Raw genomic sequence first — 3,397 nt, forward strand, 5'->3', positions numbered from 1 at the left:
GCGAAGATCCTTCCGGCTCAGAGTGAGATTCGTCTTCCGGATGTCACTCCGGATTTCCTCGGCCATGGTCTTGCCCTTTCAGTTTGAGTGTGATTGACCAAATTGTATCAGTTCTAGTTACTGCAAGTTCGATTCGGAATAAGTATTCCAACTTCCTAATGCTGTTTACTTCTGTTTACTCCTTTTGAATGAACATGGTGAATGAAGTGAATGAAGTGTGTGGGCGGCTCCTGTCGGAGTAGTTGCGAGTGGGTTGCTATTTGGTGCCCGTGCCCTGGTCTTCTGGGTCGCCGGGTCCGGCAAGCGCGTCCTCGACGGAGCCTTGTTCGGTGCGGTTTCGCCCGAACGGAACCACGATCCCGTTGCGTCCCTGCGATGATCGCGGCGGCAGGGCCGGAACGGCGCGCGGGTCGGCCTTCTGCGGCGGAGCCTCGATGACGGCAGGGTCCCCGGTCGCCGTGATTGCCTTGGCGTTGCTGTTGGTGGCCGGGGTGGGCTTACTGGGCAGCGGGCGCACTTCGCCGCGCACGGCGACGATGGCGTCGGAGACGACCCAGCACGCCTCAGTGGGCATGTACACCGCGCGGGCGCGGCTGGTCTGCGGGTGGCTGCGGGTGCGCACGATCGCCGTTCCCTGGGGCATGGACTCGTCGACCGCCGTGAGGCCCTTGGCCATGAGGTCGGGGGCGTTCTCGAACAGGTGGGTCATGTCGTGGCGGCTCTCGACGCGGAAGCAGAACCGATCGAACAAGTTCGCCCTGGTCGCGGTGCTCAGCGAGTTCTCGTCGAGCTTCTGCCCGGCCGGGTAGAACCGGCCGCCGAACTTGGCCGACTGTGCGCCGAACCGCTTCGCCTCGGCCTGGAACTCCTTGTCGGAGGCGAACTCCGGGATCTCGTCGATGACCACCAGGTACAGCGGCATATCGGGGCTGAACCGGGTGATCCTGTCGGTGCGGGCCTCCCAGAACAGCGACTCGCGAGCCTTCATCTCGTCGTTGACCTGCTTGAGAACCTTGGTGGCCGCCTTCGGGTTGGTGGAGTTGCACACCAGGTAGGCGGTGCGCCACCACGGCGCGACGGCCGCCGAGTTCGGGTCGATGATCACCACACGCACGTCCCGCATGAGCGAGGCGTAGGCCAGCAGCGAGTTCAGGAAGATGGACTTACCCGACCGGGATGCGCCCTGGACCGCGCCGTGCGCGCCGGAGGCGAGGTTGACCGTCACCTGGTTGCCGTACTGGCTGGTCATGAGGACGATGTCGTCGGTGCAGCTCAGCCCGTTCACGGGCACCATGAGCTGGGCGCCGCGGCACGCCTCGGTGAGCAGCTGGGTTTCCTCGGCCGGGGTGGTCGCCGCGGCGGCGGCCTGCTTGATCCGCTCGGCGGTCACCGAATCCAGCAGCGGCGAAACCTTGATGCCCTTCAACGGGTCGACGATTTGCAGATCGAGCCAGATCTGGTTGCCGTGGTCGGCGACCACGTGCACGGCCGCGATGTCGAAGCTGTTGGTCATCTTGTCGCGGGCCTCGCGGAAGTGCTTGGGGGCCTGGCCCTCCAGCATTTCCAGCCTCACGCGCACGCCGATATCGGTGGCCTCCACATCCATCAGCACCAAGCCTTCGCCCGGATCCCAGGCGGCGTTGGCACCGGAGCCGACCCAGCGAGGCTCGCGGCCCAACCCCATCGGTGCCCACAGTTCCGGTGAAGCCCATGCCATGCGGGCAATCGGCTCACGTACCGGTGCCGGCCATTGCGCCAGCCATTCCACCCGGGCGGCGTAGCGCTGCTCCTGCTCCTGGGCGAGCAGCTGCTCGGCGCGGCGGGCCGCCATCGCTGCAGCCGCTTTCGACCACAGCCACAGCCCCAGCACGGACCCGATCAGCACGGCAATGCCGATCGGCCCCATCGAGCCAGGCCAGCCCATGTTCTGGCAGAAGAAGTAGGCGAACATCATCGCGATCGTGGTGAGCAGTGCGCCGCCCAGCAGACCGAGGACGCCGATCATGCGGTCGTCGCGCTGGAGGGAACCGACCAGCCCTGGAATGCCTGCCACTTGCTCCACCTCCTCCCCTGAACGCCCCAGTAGCGGCGGTTTGCCCCGTTGTGTTCACGTACCCGGACGAACGCCCAGGTGAGTTGCAGTGACCCTGCTTTGACCTGGATCGCGACCGGGCGCTTCGTCCGCTCGGACATGCCCGGCAGCGCGATCACCTGCCCGCCGCCTGGCAGCAGTTCCCGCTGATACGTCGGCTTGCCGCCGCCACGGGTGAACACCAGGTCGATATCGGAGCGCTCCTCGGCGGGGCGGACCTCTCCGCTGGTCGCGCCGAACGCGGTGGCCAGATCGCCGACGTTGTCGGCCCAGTCCTTCGGCGACTGAGAGGACAACATCCGCACCCGCACCACATCCGAGGACCCGAACGCGGTCACCGTGCGCAGCTGCGGCACCTCATGGAGGCCCGCCTTCTTGGCGGTCAGCTCGTGGTCGGCCATCACAGCGTCCCAGCGGCGGCGGTAGCGCCAATACGTGCGCCACCAGACCGCAAGCAGGGTTCGCCCGCCCCGGGCCATCAGCAGGCCGACGCTGGCCAGCACCACCAGACCGGCGACAGCCCCCAGCGTGGGCGCCAGGGCGTCGAGGAACACATCCCGGTAGTGCGGGACCTGGGCCGCGATCTCGGCGGGGCGGATCGACCCGGTGCGCAGACCCTTCAACACGAACACCGCCACGGCCAGCAGGCCGAGCATTCCGAGGCCCTGCACCAGGGCCTGGGTGAATTCACTGGGGGGCTGACGGTCGCTCATCGCGCACCACCCTGGATTCGGCGGATCGCGTGGGCGCGGCGGCGGATCGCGTGGCCTCGGCGGAGCACGGGAACCGCCACGACGCCATAGAGCGCAATGTGCGCGCCGATCGGAATCCAAAGCAGCGCGACCAGCCACATCAGATCGGCGTACAGAGCCAGGACGTACACGACCGCCACGGTCAGGAACGAAACGGCGAAGCCGAGCGCGAAGCGACGCGGGGTGAACTCCGCGGCGTCGCGAAGGACGTGAAGAAACCCGAGGTCTACTCGGTCGCTTCCTGTTGCTCGCGCTTGATCCGGATCACTTCGGCGCGCAGCTCGTTCAGGCTGATCACTCGCGCGCCGAGGGCGTCCACCAGGGTGTCTATCGCCGCTTGCTGCTTCATTCCAGCCTCGGCCATCACGTCTTCCCAGATCTTGGCCCGCTGCTCGTTGAGGCGGAACGTTCGCTGTCCGGGTCGTGTTGGCATACCGCCATGTTGGCATTTGGTACCAGCTGGGACCAAGCGCTCTGCCTCTGTGCTCATCAGTCGCATTCATTTCCTGTCCTGTCCGCCCTCTGCGGTGTACCATCGGTCTGGTCAAATGTA

At 66.1% G+C, this 3,397-nt stretch carries 4 protein-coding genes; all 4 read right to left on the reverse strand.

Translation table 11 applies throughout. From position 1 onward, the window contains the following. Positions 1-256: 256 nt before the first annotated feature. Positions 257-1,954: an FtsK/SpoIIIE domain-containing protein gene (locus AB0J47_RS41780; protein ID WP_364360109.1), complete on the reverse strand. Its 1,698-nt coding sequence runs from the start codon at positions 1,952-1,954 to the stop codon at positions 257-259. A gap of 47 nt (positions 1,955-2,001) precedes the next feature. Further along, on the reverse strand, positions 2,002-2,805 hold the full coding sequence (locus tag AB0J47_RS41785; protein WP_364360112.1) for a hypothetical protein: 804 nt from the start codon (positions 2,803-2,805) through the stop codon (positions 2,002-2,004). Continuing rightward, positions 2,802-2,975: a hypothetical protein gene (locus tag AB0J47_RS41790; protein WP_364360115.1), complete on the reverse strand. Its 174-nt coding sequence runs from the start codon at positions 2,973-2,975 to the stop codon at positions 2,802-2,804. Before AB0J47_RS41790 ends, AB0J47_RS41785 begins: the two co-directional genes overlap by 4 nt. A gap of 95 nt (positions 2,976-3,070) precedes the next feature. Next, positions 3,071-3,277, reverse strand: a complete 207-nt coding sequence (locus AB0J47_RS41795) for a hypothetical protein (RefSeq protein ID WP_364360119.1) — start codon at positions 3,275-3,277, stop codon at positions 3,071-3,073. Between the last annotated feature and the right edge of the window lie 120 nt (positions 3,278-3,397).

Source organism: Nocardia sp. NPDC049737 (assembly GCF_040674755.1).
Taxonomy (GTDB): domain Bacteria; phylum Actinomycetota; class Actinomycetes; order Mycobacteriales; family Mycobacteriaceae; genus Nocardia.

Bases quoted from the DNA above. Each gene is read 5' to 3' on its own strand.
- AB0J47_RS41780 (WP_364360109.1), bottom strand. From the start codon at position 1,954: ATGATGTTCGCCTACTTCTTCTGCCAGAACATGGGCTGGCCTGGCTCG.
- AB0J47_RS41785 (WP_364360112.1), bottom strand. From the start codon at position 2,805: ATGAGCGACCGTCAGCCCCCCAGTGAATTCACCCAGGCCCTGGTGCAG.
- AB0J47_RS41795 (WP_364360119.1), bottom strand. From the start codon at position 3,277: ATGCCAACACGACCCGGACAGCGAACGTTCCGCCTCAACGAGCAGCGG.